The following is a 2,810-nucleotide window of genomic DNA, read 5'->3' as shown; positions in this document are numbered from 1 at the left end:
TCGCGGGCGCGGTCGTGGCCGTGCCGATCACCGCCATCCTCTACCGGGCCGTGCCCGAACTCTTCAAAGGCGACCCGCTCGCCCTCCCGGCGGGAGCGGCCCCGGAACCACCGGAGCAGACGGCGCCTCGTGGGAAGGAACCCGGACAGAAGGATTGACGGGCTCGGAGGCGGGCGCGGGTGGTGTCCGGGCCGTGGCGGCCTCATGCGGGACGGGCGCGCCCAATCCGTTGGCGGCGGGACGTCCCCCGCCCGTCTGAAGCTTGGCATCGACCACGGGTGTGGCTTCCGTGCGTGTGGGCAGGTGAATTGCTGTCTAGGGGGGCGAGAGGACGCTGCCGTGTGGGGGAGGAAGCTGGCATGGCTTCGTCAGGAACAGGTGTCATCGAGCGGGCCGGCGCGGCACCGCTCATCGGCGGCCGTAAACCGTTCGCGGCGATGGTCGCGTTGTGGGTGTTCGTGCTGGTGCCGTTCGCGGCGCTGGCCGCCGCCGTGCCGGTGGCCTGGGGGTGGGGGCTGAGCTGGACCGACGTGGCGATAGCCGCCTCGGCTTACGTACTGACCGGGCTCGGCGTCACGGTGGGCTTTCACCGCCATCTCACCCATGGCGCGTTCAAGGCGGAGCGGTGGCTGCGGATCGGTCTGGCCGTAGCCGGGTCCCTGGCGGTGCAAGGCTCGGTCATCCAGTGGGTGGCCGACCACCGGCGCCATCACGCCTTCGCCGACCGTGACGGCGACCCGCACTCGCCCTGGCGTTACGGCAGCAGCGTGCGCGGCCTGGCCAAGGGGCTGCTGTTCGCACATGTCGGCTGGATGTTCGGGCGTGACCTCACCAATCGGAAACGTTTCGCCAAGGACCTGCTCAACGACGCCGGCATCGGCCGGGTGGACCGGTTGTTCGGACCGCTGGTGGCAGCCTCGCTGCTGCTGCCGCCCGCGATCGGCCTGCTGGTCACCGGCACCTGGCGCGGCGCGCTGACCGCATTCTTCTGGGGCGCTCTGGTACGGATCGCGCTGCTGCACCACGTCACCTGGTCGATCAACTCCATCTGCCACGTCTTCGGCGAACGGCCGCTGATGACCCGCGCCGGAGACCAGGCCGCGAACTTCTGGCCACTAGCTCTCCTGTCATTCGGCGAGAGCTGGCACAACGGCCACCACGCCGACCCCACCTGCGCCCGCCACGGCGTGCTGCCCGGCCAGATCGACCTCTCCGCCCGGCTGATCCGACTGCTGGAGCGGCTCGGCTGGGCCCGCGACGTACGCTGGCCGACCCCGGCGCGCCTGGCCGCACGACGCCGCGAGCCCTCCCCATGACCGGCTCCGAGGAGGTGCGGCTCAGCCTCGATCCCGACCTCGCACGTCGAGGCGCGGTGGACGGCGCGTGGTGGCCCGCCGGCTACGACGCCGGCGCGGAACTGCCCGCACTGATCGCCGCCATCGACCAGCGGCTGGAGCGGCGGGTCCTGCGCGTCGGCCTGCACGTCGACACCTGGCACAACATCCCGCATCGCATCGCCGCCCCCGGCCGCCAGGTCAGAGTGGGCTGGTTCCGCACCATCGACCCCCACCTGATCAACCTCATCATCCCGGGGATCGAACACATCAACCTGCTCGTCATCCCACCCGACACCACACCCGCAGCCGCCGAGAAGGCACTCGACCTGGCCACCCGATGCCGAGGCCGCACCCGCTCCGGCGACATCCTCACCGCCGCAGACCACGACGGTCCCGCCGACACCGCCGCCGAGGAGGAGCAGCGCCTGGCCGGTTGGGACAACGAAGGCGGCCGGACCCGACAGCCCGCCCGCGAGGACCCCACACCCTGATCACGCGTTCGGTGGCGGGAAAGTCAGTCCCGCAGACGGACGACGATGACGACGGTCGTGCCGGCCGGGCCGGTGGTCACCGTGAGCGAGTCGCTGAGCTCGGCCATCAGCCACAGCCCGCGGCCGTGGTCACGGTCGCGGGCAGGCATCGATGCCCGCTGCTGGTAGTGGCGGGCCGGGATCCCGGGGCCATGATCGCTGATCTCGCAGCACAGCAGGCCATCGGCCTGCCACAGGCGGACCCGCCCGGATCCACCACCATGATCGAACACGTTGGCCACACCTTCGTGCACCGCCAGTTCAAAATCTTCCCGCCGAGCCGACGACAGCCCCTGCTGGGTGGCATGGGCGCTCACGCCCTTCCGCAATGCGCTCTGATCGTACGCGACCGCACCACCCGGCCCGGACGTACTCAGTGCCCAGGTCAGCAGCGGGTCTCGGCATTCCGGCGGCGGCCCGAACATCCCGCTCACCGGTCACGCCCGCTCATCGCCGGTCACCGGGGGCGGCCGGCTGCCCTCTGAGGGAGCTGCCGCCTGAACGCGCCGCACGCCCGCCCCCTCGTCGCGACATGTCGACAGCGGTCGGAACATCAGACGACGGAGGGGCCGCGACGGTCGGCACGGGCAATGGGACGGCTGACGGCGCCTTGGACATCATGGTCCCTTCGATGGCGCGATCAGCGTGACTTGCGAGAGCGACGACAACCGCAGTGCGATCAGATCCTGACTCGTGACACCCCTTACCCCTGCGGCGAAGGGGGAAACGGGCCCAGGGGGCCGGCTGCCGGCGACGCCCTTGCTCCCCATCGACAAGCCTCCTCCATCCATGAGATCGCCAAGCCCACTCGAAGAGGCTCGAGCGGGCGCAGGGCAGAGGGCCTCCCAAGAGGAGGCGTCGATGCCTTCGCAGCCGATGTCGAACGACCCGCAGCCCTTGCGGCTCAGCGTGCGCGCGGCGCCCCCGGGCCAGGTGGTGGCCG

The 2,810-nt window shown here is 71.1% G+C and carries 3 protein-coding genes; 2 read left to right on the top strand and 1 reads right to left on the bottom strand.

Annotated elements, in window-relative coordinates:
- Window positions 1–437 precede the first annotated feature (437 nt).
- On the top strand, window positions 438–1,316 hold the full coding sequence (locus ABZ815_RS52655; RefSeq protein ID WP_357711106.1) for an acyl-CoA desaturase: 879 nt from the start codon (window positions 438–440) through the stop codon (window positions 1,314–1,316).
- Window positions 1,313–1,828 (top strand): DUF5994 family protein, encoded by a 516-nt coding sequence (locus tag ABZ815_RS52650; protein ID WP_357711101.1) that lies wholly within the window; start codon window positions 1,313–1,315, stop codon window positions 1,826–1,828. The genes ABZ815_RS52655 and ABZ815_RS52650 overlap by 4 nt, the downstream gene beginning before the upstream one ends.
- Before the next feature lie 23 nt (window positions 1,829–1,851).
- Here ABZ815_RS52650 and ABZ815_RS52645 read toward each other — a convergent pair whose 3' ends face one another.
- Window positions 1,852–2,292 carry an ATP-binding protein gene (locus ABZ815_RS52645; RefSeq protein WP_357711104.1) on the bottom strand — a complete coding sequence of 147 codons (441 nt, stop codon included), beginning with the start codon at window positions 2,290–2,292 and terminating at the stop codon, window positions 1,852–1,854.
- Window positions 2,293–2,810 lie beyond the last annotated feature (518 nt).

Origin of the sequence: Nonomuraea sp. NPDC047529 (assembly GCF_040642995.1) — a bacterium.
Lineage (GTDB): Bacteria > Actinomycetota > Actinomycetes > Streptosporangiales > Streptosporangiaceae > Nonomuraea.
The sequence above is the reverse complement of the archived record's forward strand: the minus strand, read 5'-3'. Positions and strand labels throughout refer to the sequence as shown.